Below are 20143 nucleotides of genomic sequence, written 5' to 3' on the forward strand. Positions count from 1 at the left end.
ACCTTATTAACGTTTATCCTGCTAGTTTAGCAACACTGTTTTGGCATATTACAAAGCCTGTGTTGCCAGGAGCTTAATATGGATCGTCGTCATTTTATTACCTGTATTACCGCCAGTCTGTTAGCCGCAAAGGCTGGCGTATCCTTTGCTTCATCAGGCATTAAACGCTCGGTTATTCCGCTGTGGAACGGCTCGCCTCCCGGCGGAGGTGGGCCTTCGGGGAGTATTCAAACCTCCGCGCGCGGCGCACAAAGCAATGTTGCGATCCCTGTCCTTACCGTTATTGAACCCGCTTCATCAAACGGCCATGCGGTGCTGGTCGCGGCCGGTGGAGGCTATAAGCGGATTGAAATGGGCTCAGAAGCCTGGCCCGCCGCCGAATGGTTGGCGGAGCGGGGGTATACCGCCTATGTACTCAGCTACCGGCTGCCGGGGGAAGGCTGGGCCGATGGCAATCTTGTGGCGCTCCAGGATGCCCAGCGGGCATTAAGAGTGATTCGCCAGCGCGAAAAACACGTCAGCGTGCTGGGGTTTTCAGCCGGAGGCCATTTGCTTGGCCTGGCCGCCACACGGCAGGATTATCGTTCGTATCCTCGCCAGGACAAGCTGGACGACACGGCGGCGTTTGCAGACCGCGCGGCGCTGATTTACCCGATAATTACCCTGGAAGAGCCCTATAGCCATACCTCAACCCATAAAATTCTGGTGGGCAAAGATGCACCAGCGGCTCAGAACGCTGAATGGTCGGTGCAAAACTATGTTACGCCGCATTCTCCGCCGTTCTTCCTGGTTCAGGCGGAGGACGACCCGGTGTCCAATCCTCAGAACACGCTAATCATGGCGGCAGCCTGCGAGCAGCGGCATGTGCCGGTAGAAATGCACCGCTACAGCAGCGGTGGTCACGGGTTCGGAATGGGTAAACCCGGAACGCCAACCGTAAAATGGCCGCAGCATTATGCCAAATGGCTGGCTGAAAGTTAGAGAACGATCGTTATTTAAAAATACAGCTGATAATTCCCCTCAAGAAATTCCCTCGTAATCCGATATCCCAAAGGATGTATTTCGGCAGGATGCCGATCCTCTTACGCAATGATGGCACGCAAATAACAATTAACTTTACGTGGTCAACATGGATATCAACGAAAAAATTAAAACCTTTGGTGAGGCTCTTAAAAACCGGCTCGATTCGTCGCTTATCGACTTTGCGCTGGAATATATCGACTTTTCTGAAAACGTACTGGCGTTTGAAACGCTATGCGGACATATCGCAAATTATCAGGTGCGCATTAGCCCGGAGGAATACAGACAGGTATTAGATATTGCCGGGCAACTGGAGATCGACAATCAATATTCTGATATCGATCCCCTGCGAAATTTATTGAAATAAACCATGGTCACACTGAGGATATCCGGCCTTAGGGTTGGGTAATCCTTAGTGCTGGTAGAATATATCCCCGGCCATTGCCTGAAGTATTTTCCCTTCGGCATCGGTAATCAACACGTAATTGCCGCCCATATAGGTCCAGTGGCTTCCAGCCTGCGGAGCGGGAAGGTGGCGCAGCTGCCAGCTTTTGATGTTGTAAGGCTCGCTACGGTAGATTTCCGGTGCGATATCGCCAATCTTATACATTTTGAAATCTGAGGAGAATTCTTTAAGTTCGTAGGATTGCGCGGACGTGCCCGGCGCCGTTGCTTTAAGCTGTTTATCCCCCGAGTAGGCAAAGGCCAAAGAGGGCAACGCGCCCGCCAGCCATACCGCTGTCAATACTGCCACTTTCGTCGACTTGCGCATAAATTCTCCAGAGTGAAATCCAGTCCGCTTTTGTTTAATCGTTTAACGAAGACAACGAATTTTCCTGATTTGCTCATTACGCACTGTATTTTTTTGTTAGCAAATCCTCCGTAAGGTGCCGATATCTACCAAATTTAGGAGGGGCGGTTGCGGTAAAGAAGAATGTCGCACTGCCGATATCCTCAGGGTTATTCACGATTTGCAGAGGCTTATCGTTCATTTGACAAGGAAATGAAGACGTAATGTATAAAAAAATATCTTTCGGCGCGTTGTGCGTTGCTACGCTGGTGCTCAGCGGCTGTGCACAGGAAAGTTCCCGTACGCTCGAAGTGGCTAAAGTAGCTAGCTACAACACGCCGTGGCAGGGCCCTCGCAGTCCGATCTCCATTGGTAAATTCGACAACCGCTCTGATTACATGAACGGTATTTTTTCGGATGGTGTAGACAGATTAGGTAACCAGTCTAAGACTATTTTGCAGACCGATTTGCAGCAAACCGGGCGTTTCAACGTTCTCGACCGCGCAAATATGCAGGAAATTAAAGCAGAAGCCGATATTAATGGCAAAAGCCAGCAGTTGAAGGGCGCCACCTATGTTATTACCGGTGACGTCACGGAATTTGGGCGTAAAGAAACCGGTGATCGCGCACTGTTCGGTATTCTGGGGCGCGGTAAATCGCAAATAGCCTATGCCAAAGTTGCTCTCAATGTCGTTAATGTAAAAACTTCTGAAGTGGTCTTTTCGTCTCAGGGGGCCGGCGAGTACGCGCTTTCCAGCCGCGAAATTATTGGCTTCGGCGGCACCGCCAGCTATGACTCCACGCTAAACGGCAAAGTGCTGGATCTGGCTATTCGTGAAGCGGTGAACAATCTTGTTGCTGGTATCGATTCCGGCGCCTGGAACCCGGCAAAAACAAACTAAACGGAATTTATAATGACTGGTTTATATAAAGTTACACTTGTTACTTTTGCATTATTATTGGCAGGTTGCGCCGCTAAGGCACCCACTCAAATCTATAAATGGGATAATTATCAGGACACGGTATACAAATATTACTCGCAGGATGCGAACCCGCAGGAGCAAATTGCTGCTCTGCAGCAGCTGATTGAAAAAGCGAAAGCCAGCTCAAAACCAGTTCCTCCTGGCGTACATGCTCACCTTGGCATGCTTTATAGCAATACGGGGAAAATGGATCTGGCGATGACTGAATTTAATAGTGAGAAAAGGGCATTCCCTGAATCTGCTACTTATATCGATTTTCTCACCAGCAAAAATAAGAGCGCCCTGAAATGAAATCATTATTAGCTTTATTTGCCGTAGCCTCTGCTCTGGTCTTAAGCGGTTGTGCCCAGAATTCTAACGCGCCTAAAACGGACTATTCAGCTTTTAAACAGAGCAAACCGCGCAGCATCCTGGTGTTGACGCCGAAAAATGCCTCCCCGGAGATCAATGCCGGGCATAGCTTCCTGAGTGAAGTGACAATGCCACTGGCAGAGTCTGGCTATTACGTTTTCCCGGTAGCGGTGGTTGAAGAAACCTTTAAGCAAAATGGGGTGAGCAATGCGAATGACATTAACGCTATCCCTGTTAAGAAGCTGCACGATATTTTTGGCGCAGATGCGGTTTTATATCTTAACGTGACGGCCTATGGGACTTCATACCAGGTTATTAATAGCAGCACTCGCGTAACGGCTGACGCTCGCCTGGTTGATTTACGTTCCGGTAAAGAGCTGTGGAAAAAGAGCGCTACCGCGTCGTCCGACGAAGGTAACAATAACAGCGGCAATAACAGCCTGTTAGGTATCTTAATCACCGCAGCCGTGACGCAGATTGCCAATACGGCTACCGATAAATCGCATGATGTTGCGGGCGTGACCAGCGCGCGTTTGCTGTCAGCGGGTGGGGGCAACGGCCTGCTGTACGGGCCTCGCTCACCTGAATATGGTAAAACAGCGCTGTAATAGTTGACCGATTCATTCACAAACCGTCAGCCTGCTGGCGGTTTTTTATTTCTGGTGCAGTACAAAAGAAAACGCCTCCCGGAAATATTATTTCGCGAGAGGCGTCGTAGGTGGGGGAAGGTCACCGTTCATTAGTCATCCCATTTGTGGCTAAACCAGGCGGCAAGGAAACCGGAAAACAAGATTATTCCGAGTACTGCCATAAATACGTTCATGTTCCCTAACATAATTAATCCTCCAGATTACTGCATTTCTATAGAAATACCTCGCGTGATAAAAAAGGGTTTACTCAGATGAGTGGAGCCATCATAGCGTACACAACTTAAACAATGCCTAACCGGTGGTAAATTATTCGTTTTGAGAAGTAAATGTACTTCTATAAGCGCCGGGAGAGGTGCGTAAATGTTTCCGGAAATGATGCCGCAGGGTCGCAGCGGAACCAAAACCGGCCAGTTCGGCTATCTGCTCCACCTGCATCTGGCTGTTCTCCAGCAGTTCGCGACTGCGTTTGAGCCGGGTTTGCAGCAGCCAGCGCGCCGGAGTCATACCGGTTGCGGCCTCAAACCTGCGTAAAAAAGTTCGTGAGCTCATACCGACAAAGGCCGCCATGCTCGCCACGGAATGATTATCAGCCAAATGACGCTGGAGATGGTCAAACAGCGGAGCAAAGCGTTCGCCTTCATACTCAACGGGCACCGCTTGCTCAATAAACTGAGCCTGGCCTCCGTCACGGTGGGGCTGAACGACCAGGCGCCGTGCGACGCTATTGGCCGCGGCAGAGCCAAAATCCTGGCGCACCAAATAAAGGCACAAATCTATTCCTGCCGCGCTACCTGCCGAGGTCAGCACATCGCCGTTATCCAGGTAGAGCACGTCCGGCATAACTTCAATTTCCGGGAAGCGAGTCTGCAAAGCTGAGGTGTAGCGCCAGTGGGTGGTTGCCCGCTTGCCGTTGAGCAGCCCGGCAGCCGCCAGGACAAACACGCCGGAGCAAATAGACATGATGCGCGCTCCGCGCCGGTGAGCAGCCTGCAACGCCCGGATAAGCGCTTCCGGCACAGGCTGGTCAACGCCTCGCCAGCCGGGAACAATTATCAGGCTGGCCGTATCGAGCAGCTCGGGCCCTCCGTCCACCGTCAGCCTTATGCCTCCCATTGCCCGGAGTTCGCCGGGTTCAACCCCCGCAACGGCAAAGCGATACCAGTTTTCGCCCATTTCCGGGCGCGGCAGGCCAAAGATCTCGACGGCAACGCCGAATTCGAAAGTGCAAAGCCCGTCGTAGGCGATTGCGACGACCAGCGGGTTTTTAGCGGCAGCGATTAATTTTGTCATAATCTTTACGCTAATGGTCATTTATGCCAGCTGTCAAGAGGGGGCCTGTCCGGCACAATCAAAGCTCACTCTAAAAGGAGGACTATGATGAGCTATGTTACCGATTACCCGGCCGCTGCACCTGATATTGCCGCCGCGCATTACCTGCACAAATTGTCTCTGGAAACCGACTGTGCGGATGTGAATGCCGCTATCCAGAGCGGCGAAACAGACTTCGTTATTCTGCATGTGGTTGGAACAGAACAAACGTTTTCCCGCCGCCATATTCCCGGCGCAATTCATTTACCCCATCGTTTTATTACCGCGGATCGCATGGCTGAATGGCCGCTGGATACGCTGTTCGTTGTTTATTGTGCCGGACCGCACTGCAACGGTGCCGACCAGGCCGCGCTAAAACTGGCCCGCCTCGGCAGGCCGGTAAAAGTGATGCCGGGCGGCATCACCGGGTGGGAAAATGAAAAACTGGCCTTTGCCTAGAGCAGCGCGCGTAGCACCATATCCGCGCCAAGCAGTATCAGGCAGACCAGAAAGCCGCGCTTAAACGCAACCGGGCTGATGCGCTTGCGAATACGCTGCCCGGCAAACAGCCCGATAAGCGCGGCGAGTACCGCCATTACCGAAGTGCCCAGGGCAATATCTTGCAGAGCTCCGTGCCACCAAAGCCCGGCGGCCAGCGCGAGAGTGGAGAAGGTGAACGACAGCCCGAGAGCCTGTACCAGCTCATCGCGCTGTAAACCCAGCGACTGGATATAAGGCACGGCGGGGATAACAAACACGCCGGTTCCGCCGGTCAGCAGGCCGGTTAGCAGGCCTATCAGCGGCGAAAGCCAGGGTTCATGGCGTGGGGGAATGTGCAGGGGACTGGCAAATAGCGTCCACAGCGCATAGATAATCAGCGCTGTGCCCAGGGCGATAGTCGTGGCGTGGCTACTCCCGGAGGCAAGCAGGCTGCTGCTGGCCAGCGTGCCGAGCACAATGGTCAACATCATCGGCCACAGGCGCTTCAGCAAAGCAGGCAGGTTGCCGCCTTCATAAAGCTGGAACAAATTGGTCAGGAAGGAGGGTAGAAGCAGCATACCTGCTGCGGCTAGCGGAGAAATAAGCGAACCAAGAATGCCCATTGCAACCGTCGGCAGCCCCATTCCGGTTACGCCCTTAACCGTGCCCGCCAGCACGAAGGTTGCCGCAATTGCCAGCGTTAGCGTCAATTCATTCATGAGGATTTCCTTCGTGGGCGCTGCGGCTGTCCTGAGGGGCCTGCTCCCGGTCAAACATGCCGTAATCACGTACGACGTGAGCCACCCGCAGACGGTAATTTTCAAACACGGAATTGCGCCCCTGGCTTTGTACGCCCCGGTGCATCTCCTGATTGCGCCACTGCAACACGGCGGCTTCATCACGCCAGAACGAGAGCGAAAGAATTTTCTGCGGTTCGCTAAGGCTCTGAAAACGTTCGATTGAAATAAACCCGTCTATTTCCGCCAGCAGCGGTTTAAGCTCTGCCGCCAGGTCAAGATAGCGGTTATAGTTATTCTTTGCTGGCAGAACTTCAAAAATCACGGCGATCATCAGGTTGCTCCTTGTTGTTATGTCGCATTAACCCTAAATCATCGCCGGACCGGACGCTTCGCTGAGCATCGAAATATGGAAACCAATTTTCTCGAAACCCGCCTCGCCGCCGTCGCCTCCGCGATTGCCGATAAAACCCGTGCCAGCATGCTGTGCGCGCTGATGGACGGCCGCGCCTGGACGGCTACCGAGCTGAGCGTGATGGCAAATGTTGCGCCTTCTACCGCCAGCAGCCATCTGGCAAAGCTGATGGAACAGTCGCTAATTGCCTGCGTGCAGCAGGGGCGGCACCGCTACTACCGGCTTTACAGCAGCCAAATAGCCGGGGCGCTTGAGGGCCTGATGGGGCTTGCGGGGATGGATAGAGCATCTTTGCGCAGCAAAACCCCCGACAATTTACGCTACGCCCGAACCTGCTACGACCACATGGCCGGAGAAGTTGCGGTAGCCATTCACGACTCGCTGTTTCAGCTTAACTGGCTGGAGGGTGAGGGCTACGAGTTAACGAATCATGGGCGTGAGCAACTGCTTGGGCTTGGGGTAAATATAGATATCGGCTCGTCGCGGCGGCGCCAGGCCTGCGGCTGCCTGGACTGGAGCGAAAGGCGCGAGCATCTTGGCGGCCAATTGGGAAAAGCGCTTCTGCACACCTGCGAGCAAAAAGGGTGGGTAAAACGCGATTTAGTCAGCCGTGAACTGCATATTTCCGACACCGGCAAGCGCAGGCTGGGGAAAGTGTTTGGCGTGGTGTTTTAGCGTTTTCCTCTCCCACACCGGGAGAGGATATTTCAGGCCCAGCGCAGCTGATTAGTTCAGCCGATAATGCCGGTTAGGCTTCAGGGCTTCCGGTTTCTCCGCCTCGTCATTCATATCCCGCAAATCACGCTCGATGGCTACGCAAATGGCATCCAGCGGCAGATCGTTATCCTCGGTGCCAAACGGATCCTCCAGCTCTTCCGCCAGCGAGTCCAGCGAGATAAAGGTGTAGGAAACAAAGACCGAGACAAACGGCGTCATGTAATGCAGGTCGGTCACCAGGGCAAACGGCAGCATAATGCAGAAAATATAGACCGTGCGGTGCTGGATAAGGCTATAGGCAAACGGCATAGGAGTGGAGATGATGCGCTCGCAGCCGCCAGAAACCGCAGACAGCTCGTTGAGATGATTATCAAGGCTGCGCCACAGCACGTCCGAGATAACACCGCGCCTACGCCAGTCGTTCAGCCAACTGCCCATCAACATTAAAATACGGTTGCAGGGCGCGTGGCTCTCGCTCACCCAGGCTAAATCCTGCGGCGTAAGAAAGCGGCTCAACGTTTCGTGCTGCGGCTTTTTACGCAGCGTCATGCGCAGGCTGTTGCAAAAGGCAACCTGCAAATTGACGAACTGCTGTACCGCCTCTGGTTGCTCACCGGACAGCGTTTTCACCTCGCGCAGCAGCGAGCGGGAGGTGATTGCCAGCTGGCCCCAAAGCAGTCTCGCTTCGTTAAAACGGGCGTAACAGGCGCTATTGCGAAACCCCAGAAAGATAGCAATAGCAACGCCGAGGATGCTGAATGGCGCAATGGTCAGCTTGATGCCAAGCGTTTCATACCACGGCAGAAAGAAAATCACGCTGATTGAAAGTGCGAGGTTCAGCAGCAGGCGGGAATAGATTTTTTCCAGTACCGAGCCGTGCCAGACGAACAGGCGGGCCAGCCAATGTTGATGCGGACGAACGATCATGATGAGTAACAGAATAGTAACAAGAGCCTGTATTTAACGGCAGACCGTGACCCAGATCAACATTTATCACTACAAAACATTAACAAGATGCCGCCGCGTTGAGATACGAGGCGGCACTTTGCCAGCCGAATCAGGCCAGTTTAAATACCGATACTGATTCATTTAGCATCTGCGACTGCTCTTTTAACGACATCGCGGCGGCGGAAGCCTGCTCCACCAGGGCGGCATTCTGCTGGGTTACCACGTCCATTTGCAGCACGGCCTGGTTAATCTGTTCGATGCCGCGGCTCTGCTCGCCGGTGGACACCGCAATTTCTGCCATCAGAGTCGTGACCTGATTAATGGAAGAGGAGATGCGTTGCATACTCTGTCCGGCGCGGTTCACCAGCTCGCTGCCGTTGGTCACCTGCTGCCCGGAAAGCTCAATCAAATCCTTAATCTCTTTCGCGGCGACGGAGGAACGCTGTGCCAGGTTACGCACCTCGGACGCAACTACCGCGAAGCCACGGCCTTGCTCTCCTGCGCGGGCGGCTTCAACCGCCGCGTTGAGAGCCAGAATATTCGTCTGGAAGGCAATATCCTCGATAATTGAAATAATGCTGTCGATTTTGCCGGAGCTGGTTTCGATATTGCGCATAGAATCAATAACCTGATTGACAATCTGCTGCCCGTCGTTGGCGGCGGCCAGCATGCCGTTAGCCAGTGTATTCGCCTGGTACGAGCTTTCTGAGGTGCGTTTTACCGTCACCGTAAGCTGTTCCATACTGGCGGCAGTTTCGCCAAGTGAGGCGGCTTGCTCTTCGGTTCTGGCGGATAAGTCGGTATTGCCCGCGGCTATCTCTTCGGAGGCGTGAGCCACGGTATGGCTGGACTCGCGCACCTGGCCGATGATTTCGGTGAGGGAAAGACGCATCTGCTCGAGGCTATGCATCATTTCACCAATTTCATCTTTAGACTTGATCTCAATCGAGCGATGCAGCAGGCCGTTAGCAATTTCAGTGCAGTGGGCTTTGGCGGTATCCAGTTCTTTAAGCACGCGGACTTTAAGCAGAATAAAGATAGCGGCCAGAATAGCGATAAACAGTGCTGCAAACAGGGCGAGGGTGACCAGGCTTGAGTGGAATCCGCTTTGCGCGTTCTCATTTAGCTGGCGGGCATGTTGTTCCCGGAAGGCAAGCAGTTTATCCAGCGTTATCTCAAATTGGCGATCGAGCATTGGAATTGTCGCCGTTACCAGTTCGGTAGATCGCGTTTTATCATTGGCTTTTGCCGCATCCAGCAGGGGTTGCAGGCCCCGGTCACGATAGGCGAGATAAGCTGCTTTGTAGTCATCGGCAAGCATCTGCTCTCCGGGCTGTTTAACGGCGTTGATATAGCCCTGGAAGCTGGAATCAGCTTTGCCCAACGCTTCGCTTGCGCCTTCAAGGCTCTTTGTTGCCTGTGCCGCGTTACCCAGGTCCATCTCCTGGACTGCCTGCATCGCGCGTACGCGCATGGTGCGGCTATGGTTGATCGGGTCGATAACCGATAACACAACGCGAATTTCGCTATTTACGTCATTTAGGGCGTGGTTGCTGCGGGTGAGAGACCAGATATTGGTGGCGGTGCTGGCGAGAAAAATAAGCAGTAACGTACTGAAAACTAAAATCGAAAAACGCCTGACTGACATAATTAATCCTTACATCGATAAAATATTCTTTCCCTGCCAGCGGCGAACGCTCTTCGTCATTGCTGGCTGTAGGGTTATCGGCAGAAGGAGCCGGATATTTACCGTCGCGCGAGTTAAGCGCACAAAGTGTAATCTTACTGTCATCTGTCTATTTTATAACTCCGGTACTTCAACCACTGATGTGTATAAAAACCATGAAATTAAAAACACTTGCCTTGCTTTGCAGTACCGTTTTACCTCTGGCCGGTCACGCTGCTGATGCGCAGACTGACCGTTACGTTGTCACGTTCCCGCAAGGTGATAGCGTGGAATACAAAGGTGAATACGCCGCTAACTTCCCGCATGGCTTGCCGGTGGGCGTGGGTTCAGGCCTGACATTTATCGGCAAGCAGGGCGATGATCTGGTGTTCGCTACGGTAACCGACCGCGGGCCAAATGCTGACTCGCCGAAGGCGGGTAAAAAAGAGTCAAAGATTTTTGCTAATCCCAAATTTACTCCGCTGATGATGACCATTCGTGTCGGGAATGGCAAAGCCGAAGCCGTGGATGCCAAACCACTGCATGATGACCAGGGGCCAATTAGCGGCCTGCCGCTGCCGGAAGGTCTTATCGGTGCGACCAATGAAATCGCGCTAAGCGACACGTTGAAACAGCTCAGCAGCGACAAGCGCGGGCTGGATACCGAAGGCATCACGCCGGACGGTAAAGGCGGTTATTGGATCTGCGATGAATATGGCCCGTTTGTGATAAATATCGACGCTAACGGCAAAATTCTGAAGAAATACGGCCCGCAGGCGGAGCATGGTGAGCAAGGCGTGGCTGGCGGGCTGCCAAACATCGTCAAATGGCGCCAGCCGAACCGCGGTTTTGAAGGCATTACCCGTATGCCAGACGGCCGTATTATCGCTGCGGTGCAAAGCACGCTCGACATCGACGGTAAAACCAAAAACAGCGCACAGTTTACTCGTCTGGTCAGCCTTGACCCGGCGACCGGCAAAACTGAAATGTACGGCTACCCGATAGACGTTGATGTCTACAAAAAGGCCAAAGATGCCAAAATCGGTGACATTGTGGCGCTGGACAATCATCGCCTGCTGCTGATTGAGCAGGGTGGCGACAAGAATAAACAGATGCGTAATCTGGTCTATGTTGTTGACCTGAAAGACGCTTCTGACCTGGCGAACTTCGATAAAGAAAAAGCGCCTGAATTTGATGACGCGGAGCAGTTGAAAGCGCGCGGTATCAAACTGGCGAGCAAGAAAGAAGTTGCCGACCTGCGCAAGCTTGGCTGGCAGCAGGAGAAAGCCGAAGGAATGGCGCTGATTGATAACCAGACTATCGCGGTTATCAACGATAACGATTTTGGCCTACAGGCGGTGCTGGATAAAGCCGACGACTATCAGGTTGACGGCAAGGGTCACCTGCTGAAAGACGGAAAAGAAGTGGATGCTAAAATCGAGCTGAAGCCGCTGGAGAAGCCAGAATCACAGAATGAGCTGTGGGTGATTAAGCTGGCGGAGCCGCTGAAATAATTATTTGGAGCGTTCCCTCTCTTTCCTTAAGAGCGGGAACGCTAATGCTTCGTTTTGGGTCATCGGGCAAAAAATTTCACTGATGTGGCTGACACCACGCAAAAGTAGAAAATAAAAACTAAATAAAGGGCTATTGTCGGGTAACGGGCGTAAGGTTGCAGACCCCTTCACGAGATATGCCTGATGTCATATATCAGCTTTATTAAAGCGTTTTTCTCTCCCTCGGTGAGTCTGGCCTGTCCATGGTGCGGGCACCGGTCACGGCAGAGTTCGGCGAAGGTAAAGAAAGGCAGAATTCTGGTCTGCACCCACTGCGGCACGCTATTTCTTCCCTCTGAATGCCGCCAGCAAGACAAGAGGTAACGTTTTTCACGAAAACATCCCCCGGGCAACATAAAACTGATATGAACCCAGGGGGAGGTTGTTGAAAAACCTGGGTTTATCTTCCCGTCGCGTTAAGGAAGTTTATGTTTTCTAAGTGTTTGCTATAGGTGGCTACTTTGTTTTTTAAAAGAATCTTTTCCTTACTGCTTAGATTAGCGTTAGCTAATTTAAATTGAGCATTTTCGTTTTTTATCGAGATGACAAAGGTGGCGAAGCGGCTGAATCGCGGGTTGCCTAAAACTAACCGGTATGCTGCTTTCCCACTATTGCAAAACAAGGCTCGCGTTAAATTTACTATTTGCATAGTCGTATCCTTTCGTTTTTAGTCGATCCAATAAGTACATCAGCTATTTAAAATAACGACTTGCCGTCGGCGATAAATAGCATAAGGTTATCTCGGGGTGTTTAATGTTAAGTAAGCCGCGCAAAAAAGAAAAGAATATATTAGGGAATTAATGGCGCTGATGTATTTCATGAAAAATAAGGCCACCATTACAGTGGCCTTATTAGTTATATCGCTAATTTTTTATTTAACACTTCAATCTCACTTCGCCACTGACTTTGCAGCGCCGGTTTCTGGTGCTTTTCCTTACGCGCCATATCCTCAGCCAGCTTTTCCTCCAGCTCGATTAGCCGTTCCAGTAGCTCATCGCTTTCGTGCCAGGATTTTGGCCTGTCCTCCCGGAGAGGAGGACGAGCTTCGGAAACCGGTTGGCCGGTTTCTTCGGCGGTAAGCAGGTCGTACAGCGCATCCAGGTCGTGCCACTCGCTAAGCTCGCCGTTATCCACCAGCCAGAAGCGATTACAGCCTCTGGCTATCAGCTCGCGGTCGTGAGTCACCAGCATCACGCCACCTTCAAAGCTTTGCAGCGTTTCAGCCAGCGTTTCTTTACCTTCCATATCCAGATGGTTGGTCGGCTCGTCGAGCATCAGCAGCGAGTAGCGCGCCAGCGTCAGGCCTACAAACAGCAACCGTGAACGCTCTCCGCCGCTTAGCGTGCTGACGGTTTGCTGGTGGCGCAGCCACGGAAAGCCAGCGCTAATCAGCGCCATCTTCCGGTCCTGTTCGCTAAGCGCGGCAAAGGGCTCAAGCGCTTCGAGCAGCGTGTTGCCGTCTTTTAGCTGGTGCAGCGTCTGGTCATAATAACCGAGATGAACGCGAGGATGCAGGCGGATGCCTTCCTCCTGCTGCGGCTGCTGATACTGTTGCCAGAGTAGGCGCAATAGCGAAGATTTCCCGCAGCCGTTGCGGCCAATAATCGCCACGCGGTCGCCGCTTTTAATCCGCTGTAAGGGGAGATTAAACAGCGGCTCGCACTCGGGCGCGGGGCGTACATCCAGCGCTTCCAGCTCCAGCAGGCGGTCGGCCGGTAGCGCTTCGCCTTTCAGCCGCAATTGCCACTGTGTCCCGGCGGTTAGCTCGGTTTGCTCATCCTTGAGCTTGTCGATGCGCTTTTCCATCTGCTTAGCTTTACGCGACAGATCTTCGTTGTCGTAGACCTTGCCCCAGATAGCAAGGCGTTTGGCGCTGGCGGCGATACGGTCAATTTCCTTCTGCTCCGCCTGCCGGCGGTGGGCATCGGTTTTATCTCGTTCATCCAGCGCGGCACGCGCCTGAGAGCAGGGCAGAGCAAAGAAATGCAGCGTGCGGTCGCGCAAAATCCAGCTGCCGTTGGTGACGTTATCCAGCAGGCTGCGGTCGTGTGAAACCAGCACGAAGCTGCCGTTCCAGCCACGCAGGAACTGCTCAAGCCACAGCAGCGTAGGCAGGTCGAGGTGGTTGCTCGGCTCATCCAGCAGCAGCAGGTCCGGTTCGCTAATCAACGCGCGCGCCAGAAGCAGGCGCGTATGCTGCCCGCCGCTCAGCGTGCCGGAGGTAAGCAGCCAGTCGGTCTCGTTAAAGCCCATGCTTGCCAGCAGAGCCTCCACGCGCCAGCGTTCGCTATCACGCAGCCCCGTCTCAATTTGCGCCAGCACGGCGTCCAGCATAGTCATCTCATTGAGACTTTCCGGCAGATGTTGTTCAACCCTTGCCATCAAGCAGGCGCTGGCCCGCGTTACCGAGCCGCTATTTGGCAAGAGGGTGCCGTCCAGCAGTTTCAGCAGGGTACTTTTGCCGCAGCCGTTATGGCCAATTAAGCCAATTCGGTCGCCTTTCTTCAGGGTAAAAGTGATGGACTCCAGCAGCGAACCGAAAGCGGTGTCGAGGTGCAGAGATTGGGCGGTTAATAAAGTGCTCATAGGTACTTACTCAAGAGTTAGGGCGTAAAAACGCCTCGTCGTATAAAGCTGACGATAACCCGGTAAGCCCGAGGGAAGGGATTTAGTGAATGTCTTCGCTCAAGCCGAAGTTATCGCAGCACGGAACCGATAACGCTTGAGCAGTGACGATCGCCAAAAGTATGCGAACGATTAAAACGCTCACAAGACAACATGGGGATCCTCCTTATATTCAGTTGGTTTATGGGTGAAGCGATTGTAGCGGGAAATTCAGCTGGCTGCCAACTGCCAGAATTCCGGGCTGCATAAACGGCTGTAACCAGAAGATATAAGCTCTGCAAGTATTGTGATGTTCCGTTCACCCGTATATCTGTTGTTCCTGCACGCGCAGAGAACGGTGAACGTGTCAGGGGGGCAAGGGCGTGGTTGTGGGACCTGAAGCTACTGTTATTTTCAGTATTGCTGCGGGCTTAAAGCGCGGCACTTGTTCCGGCTTAAATCGCCTCCGTTTTCTCTCCGACTGACCAGGGTCCGGACGCCGGGAGCGGGCGGAGGCTGTGAGCGTCGGGAACGCATCTCAGCCGACCCAGGGCTGGGAGATAAAACGGAGGTTTACCGCTTGCGGCGATTTATCTCGCCGGGAGTCCGGGTGCTCAGGGGAGTGACGGTGACTCCCCTGAGACGTTCACGGGTGCCGGAGCTACATAAGCAGCGGGATATTGCGTGAACGGAATCCCCTCCAGATTGGCATAAACGGTTGTAAGCAGAAGAGATAACCTCTTACTGTTGCATATATGAACTTGGCTCAACCCTGGGGGAAATGTCCGCCAGGGTCAGGACAACCTCATTTACCCCAATAATTTCAACAATGTCTGGCGCTGCTTATCGTTTATATCCTGCGGGTTCTGGTAGCCGATGTTTTCTGTCGCTCGGGTGTAGAGCGCAACCAGCCAGTCGTAAACATAGCTGGCATTGCCCCGTGTTGGCTGCTCGCCAAGCTTTGTCAGGCGGCGGCTGATGTCGGCCTGAGCCGGGGGCGCAAATACCGCCTGGCCTTTGTTTACACGGCTCGCCGGGCGGCCAGAAACGGGAACGCTGGCATAGCCCAGCCAGGCGATGAAGTCACCCAGCACCGTGCTGGCGCGGGAAATGTCCAGCTCAAGGCCGGACTCGCCGCTCTGCATGCTGCGTTCCAGCATGGCAGGAACATCCAGCCGGTAGCTGGCGACAATCAGCACCTCACACAGCGCCTGAAGCTGAATGCCGTCGAGGCCAAACTGGTGCGCGGCTTCGCGGCGATGACCGAGCAGGCGCAGGTGATTAACCCAGAGCTGGTGCACGGCGCGGGCATAACTGATGCCATCGGTCACCGGCGCTTCGCTCTCAACGGTGTCGGCAAACAGGTCTATCTCCAGGGCAAAACCTTCCGGCTTCGGCTGATGCTGCTGTTGGTGCTGAAGCCAGCGCTGCTGGAGCGCATCGCGGGAAGGCACCAGGCTGGCAAGCAGGTTGCCGTGCTGGGTCGCTCGGGATTGCAGGGCGCGAACAAGATCTTCTGCCTGCTGGCGAGCCTGCTGCGGCGTGACCTGATGGGCTTCGCTAAAGCGCTGGAACAGGGCCACGGTTTGCGCGTCCAGCTCGTTACGCAAAGCGGCAATGCGCTGTTCGCGGCGGGCGTGATTCAGAGCGTCTGTCAGCCATTCAAGCAGGCGGTGCATATTTCGGCTGTCCAGCGCCTGTAGCGTTCCCCAACGTTTGCCGGGGTGGCCGACCAGCCTTTGTACGCCATCATCGAGACTGGCTCCGCTGGTGAAACGGGCGTCGAACGGCGTGATTGTCCAGACCAGACCCGGCAGCGAACTGTGCCCCGGGCTTTGGGTGCTGTCCACCCACCATGCCAGCGCTTTACCGGTCGCCTGAACTTCAGCGCGCTCGCTTACCGCGTTGCAAACCAGCAGCGTATCGGGCTGAAGGCGGTTGGTGTACCAGGTGAGCTGGTGCCCGGGAATGTCCAGCAAATCAACCAGCGGCAGCGCGGATTCCTGGTTCAGGGTAAACACAACTTCGGCGCACAGCAGGGCAAGATCGCTCTGCGGCAGGCTAAGATGTGGGCCAGGCTGGCGCTCCGAGAGCGGGCAAACCATTACGTCGGCCTGCTCCTGAGGATCATCAGGACTTGCCGGGATCAGGAAGCCTTCGGCTGGCAGCAGGAAGCTGTCCACCACCAGGCTTGCCGGAGCCAATACCTGCTCCACGCCGCCGAGATGCTGGAGCGCGTGAGCCAGCCGCAGCCAGGTCTCGGTCAGGGCGCTGTCTTCTCCCCACAGCAGGGCAAACAGCGAAGCACGATCTTCCACCGTAAGCAGCGGGGCGAGCTGTGCCATCTGATAACAAACGTTAACGTCGAGGTGATTCTGGCGACGCTGCAAGCGGTGGTAGCCGCGTAGCAGATCGGCTACCTGTTCGGCCGTTAGCCCCTCTACCGGCGTGGCCTGACGGCGGGATTCAAGTTCGGCTAAGCGCAGGGTTACCGCGCTGGAAGTGGCAAGGCGCGGAGCCGGAGCTGCGTGGTATTGGTTAATAAACTGCTGAGCCAGCTCGACTTCGCTATACAGCGTCAGCAGCAGGGGGTAATTATCCACTTCCGGGGGCTGTTGTGAGCTAAAGCGTACCGCCATTGCAGCCGGAGTATGGCCCGGATTAAGGTGCGTCAGGTAATCGAGGCGTTTGTCGCCAAGCTGAATATCAATGCGGCCATTCGGGCTGCCTTGCAGAGTATTCAGCAGATGATTTTTACCGTCCAGCGCGTGGCCGTAGATGCCGAGCGTTAGCGGCGCGTCTTCAAGCGAGGTAATGCGTCGATTTCGTTCGCTAAGCTGCTGGAGTTTTATCAGCAGGCTGTCGGCTTCGCTGTCCAGCAGCGGAGCAAAAGTACGGGTCATCTGAACCCAGTTCACCAGATGGTTAAGCGAGGTGGTTGACTGCTTCATTTTTGATACACGCTCCCGCTGTCTATCCAGTAATGCGTCGCGCCGCTGTAGCTGCCGGCGAGGGTATTCAATTTAAAACTCAGTTGTTCAAGCGGCACTTTACTGCCGTCTGAAAGCCACGCCTCCGTCAGATGGAACGACTCGGCCTCACGGGTTTGCTTCAGCCTGACGTTAAGTACGCCGTCTCCGGCGATGGACTTGGCCAGCTGCGGCGAGTTGATAGCCAGGGTATACAGCGGCGTGGCGGGCCAGCGCGCATTATCCAGCTGACGGAAACCGAGGCAGGCGTTGCCGCGCAGCGGGAAGTGGACTCGGGTGTCCAGGCTCGCCTGCGGGCTATCAAGATCGATATCGCGATACCAGACGTTTTCTTCCAGCAGGCGGTCGTTGCCGTCCAGCATGCCGAGATAACGCACCGTGGAGTAGGCCTGAATATCGGCGGCCTTAAAGTTAAAGCTGGGCAGGCGCAGATCCATCGCCAGGCTGCACAACATCGCACCCACCGCAGCGGTAGATTTCGGGTTGCCGATGCGCCCCTGCTGGCTGAACGGATACCATTCGTGGGTCTGGTAGTTATCCAGCCAGACGATGCGGTTGACCGGCACCGGCTGCAAATGGCGCAGCAACGCCTGCACGCCCGGCAGGCAGCCAGGGCGGCCGGTGACCAGCAGTACGTCGCAGCAATAATGATTGATCACTTCGCACAGCGCCTGTAAAGGGGCGGTGAGGGTAAACTGGCCCGCCAGCAGCGCATCCTGCAGGGCGGCAATTTCTGCCTGTAACGGCACGCTCATCACGTCGAACTGCGGCGCGTCGGCGGGGAGCTCATGCTGCACCGCCTGCTGAACGTAATTGATGACGTTGCGGGTTGGCATTTGCGTCAGCAGCTCGCCAAAGGTGGCTTCCAGCACCGAATCCGGCTCTTCCGGGTCGCTCTCTTCCCAGAACGAAAGCACCGCATGACCCAGCGGGATAAACAGCTGGAGCGCGGTTTGCTGGCGCAGGGTGGCGCGGGTATCCATGCGGCCTGACTCGCCGAACAGCGTCGTCATCAAACCCGGAGCATCGGCCACGCCGGATTTATGAATATGAGCCTGTAATGCGGGCAGTACGCAGCGCTGGATAACGTCCAGCAGGATGTCGTCACCGGCAACCTTAAACCCTTCGCGGAACAACAAACGCGGGGCGATTTTCACGTTGCTGCCTACGCCGTCGTCCAGCTGATACTGGGTGATGGCCATATCCGTCGTGCCGCCGCCGATATCGATAGAGGCCACGCGCAACGTTTTGCCTGCTGGTTCGTCTGGCGTCAGCGCGCGGTCGGGGCGGGCCAGGCTTTCAAAGAAGCGCCCGGTCTGCCCGGCGTAGTTAACCAGCGCCTCATTGTACAGCCAGACCAGCTGGCCGCAGGTCGCTTCGTCCCACTCCATCTGCACTTCCGGCACCGGCACAATGCTTTTTTTCTTATCACGCTCGAGCGTGAAGCCTTCGTCCGTCGGGTGCCAGTCCATTGCTTTCCAGACCAGGCCTACCGCCTCCTGCATGCGCTGGCGGAACAGCTCGCGCTCGGGCTTCGGCATTGCCGAAGGCAGGGTAAGAATGAGGTTACGCAGCTGACGCGGCGACGTCGGGTGGCCCATGCTCTGGCGCGAACCGATGCTGTTGACCTGCATCAGCGCCTGAGACAGCAACTCGCACAGCATCAGGGTCATCAGTGAACTGCGGCTGTACTGCGGGGAAAATACCGGCAGGCGCTCGTCCATCGGAAGGGCGTAAAGCGGCTGGCCGTCGTCGTTCATCAGGTTCATCAGCGGGAAGGCGGTCGCGAGCGGCTCACGCTGGCTTTTCACGCCCATCTGGCTGAAGCGCCAGTCCTGGCTTGCGGGCGTAACGTCCCACAGATAGCGGCGCGGGCTGGAGATGCCGCTGGCACCTTCCGTACCCAGGCGGGCGCAGGCCATGCGGCGGGCTTCGTCGCCCACGCGGGCAATAGAAGGCCAGACGAACGCATCGTCGCGGCCGCTCTCCACGGAGAAATGCTGCTTGCCGAATTTGGCTTCGCTGAACTCCAGGCGGCTGGTAAACATTGCGTCGTTGATCAACTGCGGTTCGCTAAGGGAGCGGATTTGCAGTTCGGCTGTCTGGCGCAGGCCGTCGTTCTCTTCGCCGTGGTCTTCAATCAGTACGCCGCAGGTGTGGGTATTGCCGACGTCGAGCACTAAATCCACGTCAATCGCCGGAGATTGCAGCGTAGCGGTGACGATTTTCACTTCCGGTACCGCAAGCTGATTGCCGATAAGCTCTAGAATGTTCAGGTAATGCGCCTGGTATTCGAACGCTTTCATTGCCACGCTCAGGTCGCGTTCGGCGCGCTCTTCCACGCGTGTGGCAAACTGGCTAAAGGCTTCACGCAGCCAGCCGTCGACCCAGGTCTGGTCGAGAAAATCTTTGATTTCGTGGTTGTGCCATGCCAGCGCAAAACGGGTGCCGTTGCGCACGTCGCTCTCGGTCGGCGCGAGGTGCGCCGCGGGATGATCGTCGGCGTAGATTTTGCTGTCCAGCGCAATGCTGATACGCACCGTGTTGCCAGCAGAGTCCGGCGTATCGAGGACACGAACCTGCACGCGCGCCCAGTTATCCGGGCCGCCCACAAAGGTACGCGGCGGGTTAAAGCGCAGGAACGGCAGCGGCAGCCAGGTTTTGTCCATCACCCGCAGAGAGTGGCCAAGCGTAATGGTGCTTTCGGGTTTCACCACTTCAGGCGCGGAGCCGTTCTCCCCGGGCAGGGTAAATTTGCCAGGAACTACGTCGTAGTCGAGGCGCAGCAGCGGGCCGTTGGCCGTCTGGCGCACAAAGCGCCCGGCGTGGGCGGCATTTGTTTGCGGCGCCAGGCCAAAATCCAGGAACTGAATGCCGCTGTCTTTGATGAGCGTAACGCTCGGCTTGTAGTTAAAAAGAGTCGCCAGCATT

General features: G+C 55.1%; 20 protein-coding genes. 9 read left to right on the top strand and 11 right to left on the bottom strand.

The window, feature by feature from the left end; all coding sequences use genetic code 11:
- Nucleotides 1–78: 78 nt before the first annotated feature.
- Nucleotides 79–981 (top strand): alpha/beta hydrolase, encoded by a 903-nt coding sequence (locus ACG1VR_RS11210; RefSeq protein WP_395490948.1) that lies wholly within the window; start codon nt 79–81, stop codon nt 979–981.
- A 148-nt stretch (nt 982–1129) separates the two neighbouring features.
- A complete protein-coding gene (locus tag ACG1VR_RS11215; RefSeq protein WP_016536570.1) occupies nt 1130–1387 on the top strand; it encodes a MafI family immunity protein in 258 nt (85 codons plus the stop codon).
- A 45-nt stretch (nt 1388–1432) separates the two neighbouring features.
- On the opposite strand, the gene ACG1VR_RS11220 is transcribed toward ACG1VR_RS11215, so the two are convergent.
- Nucleotides 1433–1792: an RcnB family protein gene (locus ACG1VR_RS11220; protein ID WP_016536569.1), complete on the bottom strand. Its 360-nt coding sequence runs from the start codon at nt 1790–1792 to the stop codon at nt 1433–1435.
- Between the two features lie 242 nt (nt 1793–2034).
- Here ACG1VR_RS11220 and ACG1VR_RS11225 point away from each other — a divergent pair, with 242 nt between their 5' ends.
- From ACG1VR_RS11225 to ACG1VR_RS11235, 3 genes are read left to right on the top strand one after another with little or no spacing between them, the layout of a single operon-like run.
- Nucleotides 2035–2712, top strand: a complete 678-nt coding sequence (locus tag ACG1VR_RS11225; protein ID WP_016536567.1) for a CsgG/HfaB family protein — start codon at nt 2035–2037, stop codon at nt 2710–2712.
- Between the two features lie 12 nt (nt 2713–2724).
- Complete coding sequence (locus ACG1VR_RS11230; RefSeq protein ID WP_016536566.1) at nt 2725–3084, top strand: DUF4810 domain-containing protein; 360 nt, start codon at nt 2725–2727, stop codon at nt 3082–3084.
- Nucleotides 3081–3752: a DUF799 domain-containing protein gene (locus tag ACG1VR_RS11235; protein WP_395490949.1), complete on the top strand. Its 672-nt coding sequence runs from the start codon at nt 3081–3083 to the stop codon at nt 3750–3752. Before ACG1VR_RS11230 ends, ACG1VR_RS11235 begins: the two co-directional genes overlap by 4 nt.
- Before the next feature lie 131 nt (nt 3753–3883).
- Here the strand turns inward: ACG1VR_RS11235 and mgtS are convergent, their stop codons facing one another.
- On the bottom strand, nt 3884–3979 hold the full coding sequence (gene mgtS / locus ACG1VR_RS11240) for a protein MgtS (RefSeq protein ID WP_039898262.1): 96 nt from the start codon (nt 3977–3979) through the stop codon (nt 3884–3886).
- 121 nt (nt 3980–4100) lie between these two features.
- Nucleotides 4101–5105, bottom strand: coding sequence for a transcriptional regulator FtrA (ftrA, locus tag ACG1VR_RS11245; protein ID WP_395490950.1), 1005 nt, complete (start codon nt 5103–5105; stop codon nt 4101–4103).
- Nucleotides 5106–5171: 66 nt separating this feature from the next.
- Between ftrA and ACG1VR_RS11250 the strand changes: the two genes are divergently transcribed.
- Nucleotides 5172–5561, top strand: coding sequence for a rhodanese-like domain-containing protein (locus tag ACG1VR_RS11250; RefSeq protein ID WP_395491094.1), 390 nt, complete (start codon nt 5172–5174; stop codon nt 5559–5561).
- Here ACG1VR_RS11250 and ACG1VR_RS11255 read toward each other — a convergent pair.
- Nucleotides 5558–6301, bottom strand: a complete 744-nt coding sequence (locus tag ACG1VR_RS11255; protein WP_016536561.1) for a sulfite exporter TauE/SafE family protein — start codon at nt 6299–6301, stop codon at nt 5558–5560. The genes ACG1VR_RS11250 and ACG1VR_RS11255 overlap by 4 nt on opposite strands.
- Nucleotides 6294–6653, bottom strand: a complete 360-nt coding sequence (locus ACG1VR_RS11260) for an antibiotic biosynthesis monooxygenase (RefSeq protein WP_016536560.1) — start codon at nt 6651–6653, stop codon at nt 6294–6296. Before ACG1VR_RS11260 ends, ACG1VR_RS11255 begins: the two co-directional genes overlap by 8 nt.
- A gap of 75 nt (nt 6654–6728) precedes the next feature.
- Here ACG1VR_RS11260 and ACG1VR_RS11265 point away from each other — a divergent pair, with 75 nt between their 5' ends.
- Complete coding sequence (locus tag ACG1VR_RS11265) at nt 6729–7409, top strand: ArsR/SmtB family transcription factor (protein WP_395490951.1); 681 nt, start codon at nt 6729–6731, stop codon at nt 7407–7409.
- Nucleotides 7410–7460: 51 nt separating this feature from the next.
- Here ACG1VR_RS11265 and ACG1VR_RS11270 read toward each other — a convergent pair whose 3' ends face one another.
- Nucleotides 7461–8378, bottom strand: a complete 918-nt coding sequence (locus tag ACG1VR_RS11270; protein WP_016536558.1) for a bestrophin family protein — start codon at nt 8376–8378, stop codon at nt 7461–7463.
- Nucleotides 8379–8508: 130 nt separating this feature from the next.
- The gene (locus ACG1VR_RS11275; protein ID WP_395490952.1) at nt 8509–10047 is read right to left on the bottom strand and encodes a methyl-accepting chemotaxis protein; all 1539 of its coding nucleotides are present in this window, start codon (nt 10045–10047) and stop codon (nt 8509–8511) included.
- 194 nt (nt 10048–10241) lie between these two features.
- Between ACG1VR_RS11275 and ACG1VR_RS11280 the strand changes: the two genes are divergently transcribed.
- Together ACG1VR_RS11280 and ACG1VR_RS11285 are read left to right on the top strand one after the other, a co-directional pair.
- Complete coding sequence (locus tag ACG1VR_RS11280; protein ID WP_395490953.1) at nt 10242–11579, top strand: esterase-like activity of phytase family protein; 1338 nt, start codon at nt 10242–10244, stop codon at nt 11577–11579.
- Nucleotides 11580–11762: 183 nt separating this feature from the next.
- Complete coding sequence (locus tag ACG1VR_RS11285) at nt 11763–11942, top strand: YnfU family zinc-binding protein (RefSeq protein ID WP_115586240.1); 180 nt, start codon at nt 11763–11765, stop codon at nt 11940–11942.
- A gap of 76 nt (nt 11943–12018) precedes the next feature.
- Here the strand turns inward: ACG1VR_RS11285 and ACG1VR_RS11290 are convergent, their stop codons facing one another.
- The 4 genes from ACG1VR_RS11290 to ACG1VR_RS11305 all read right to left on the bottom strand — a co-directional run bounded on the left by ACG1VR_RS11290 (nt 12019) and on the right by ACG1VR_RS11305 (nt 20142).
- Nucleotides 12019–12267, bottom strand: a complete 249-nt coding sequence (locus ACG1VR_RS11290; protein WP_395490954.1) for a hypothetical protein — start codon at nt 12265–12267, stop codon at nt 12019–12021.
- A gap of 206 nt (nt 12268–12473) precedes the next feature.
- Nucleotides 12474–14204: an ABC-F family ATP-binding cassette domain-containing protein gene (locus tag ACG1VR_RS11295; RefSeq protein ID WP_395490955.1), complete on the bottom strand. Its 1731-nt coding sequence runs from the start codon at nt 14202–14204 to the stop codon at nt 12474–12476.
- 827 nt (nt 14205–15031) lie between these two features.
- On the bottom strand, nt 15032–17173 hold the full coding sequence (locus ACG1VR_RS11300) for a virulence factor SrfC family protein (RefSeq protein ID WP_395490956.1): 2142 nt from the start codon (nt 17171–17173) through the stop codon (nt 15032–15034).
- On the bottom strand, nt 17170–20142 hold the full coding sequence (locus ACG1VR_RS11305; RefSeq protein ID WP_395490957.1) for a virulence factor SrfB: 2973 nt from the start codon (nt 20140–20142) through the stop codon (nt 17170–17172). Before ACG1VR_RS11305 ends, ACG1VR_RS11300 begins: the two co-directional genes overlap by 4 nt.
- Nucleotide 20143 lies beyond the last annotated feature (1 nt).

This window comes from Cedecea davisae (assembly GCF_044095835.1).
Classification (GTDB): domain Bacteria; phylum Pseudomonadota; class Gammaproteobacteria; order Enterobacterales; family Enterobacteriaceae; genus Cedecea; species Cedecea davisae.